The organism is Pseudomonas emilianonis, from assembly GCF_023072625.1.
Taxonomy (GTDB): Bacteria; Pseudomonadota; Gammaproteobacteria; order Pseudomonadales; family Pseudomonadaceae; genus Aquipseudomonas; species Aquipseudomonas paraveronii.
The window spans coordinates 1-1,203 of sequence record NZ_JAKNRV010000680.1; the positions used below are offsets into that span (position 1 = coordinate 1).

Consider the following 1,203-nt stretch of genomic DNA (forward strand, 5'->3'; position numbering starts at 1 on the left):
TCAGGCGCATGGCCATGTCGACGCCCTTGCGGATCATCGGCTCGCCGCTCTTGCCGATGATGCGGCTCAGGGACGAGGTAAGGCCGGCTTCGTTATGCGTGGAGACCAGTTTGCCGGTCAGCAGCAACACAAAGGGTTTTTTCGGCGGCAGGCCGAGCAGCTTGTCGACACTCAGGCCGTAGTCGCCCAAGGCCTTGGGCAAGTCATAACCGAGGGCCACGGCGAACAGTTGACGCAAGCGCTCCACCGCGTGCTGCCCACGGGCTACGGCCAGGCGCCGTGAATAAAAATGCGCCGCGATCGGCTCACGGGCGGAGTTCTTGTCGAAACCGGCCACCGGGGCACGCACGTAGCGGGTCAGCCAGGCACTTTTCAGCAGGCCTTGGGCGTCGATCACCAGGTCGTATTTGGTCGACTGGATACGTTGCTTGAAGCGCCGCCATTCGCCACTTTTGAAGGTTTGCCAGAGGTTTTTGCGCCAGCGGCGTATCGCCACCGGGATCACCTTGTCCACCGCCGGATGCCAGGTGGGGATCTCGGCAAAGCCTTCTTCCACCACCCAGTCGAACCGGATGCCCGGGATCGCCCGCGCTGCATCGGTCAGTGCCGGCAACGCATGGATCACGTCGCCCAGGGATGAGGTCTTGATTACCAGTACCCGCAACTCAGTGAACCTCGACCACAGTGCCCTGCAACCGCTGCAAGGCATCGCTGACCGGTTGCGGCAGCAACTGGCGCAGGCAGTTGTAGTGGCCGAAACGGCAGGTGCGGTCAAAACACGGGCTGCAATCCAGGCCCAGGCGCACCACTTCGACCTTGTCGGCCAACGGCGGCGTAAACCCTGGGGAGGTCGAGCCGTACACCGCGACCAGCGGGCGGTTCAACGCCGCCGCGACGTGCATCAGCCCGGAGTCGTTGGACACCACCGCATCCGCGCAGGACAGCAAGTCGATGGCCTCGGCCAGCGAGGTGTCGCCACTGAGGTTCACCGCCTCTTCGCGCAGGCCGGGGATCAGGCGCTGGCGAATGTCTTCACCCACCGCATGATCGTTTTTCGAGCCGAACAGCCACACCTGCCAGCCTTCGCGGATCTTCATCTCCGCGACTTTGGCGTAATGCTCCGACGGCCAGCGCTTGGACTCGCCAAACTCGGCGCCGGGGCACAGCGCGAGCACCGGACACACACACACACACACACACACA

1 protein-coding gene and 1 pseudogene are annotated in these 1,203 nt (G+C 63.8%); both read right to left on the reverse strand.

Annotated elements, in window-relative coordinates:
• Positions 1–112: 112 nt before the first annotated feature.
• Positions 113–664: pseudogene (waaC, locus tag L9Z73_RS30810) on the reverse strand (lipopolysaccharide heptosyltransferase I); the annotation flags it as partial.
• A 1-nt stretch (position 665) separates the two neighbouring features.
• A partial coding sequence (gene waaF, locus L9Z73_RS30815; RefSeq protein WP_247408752.1) for a lipopolysaccharide heptosyltransferase II occupies positions 666–1,203 on the reverse strand: 538 nt, incomplete at its 5' end.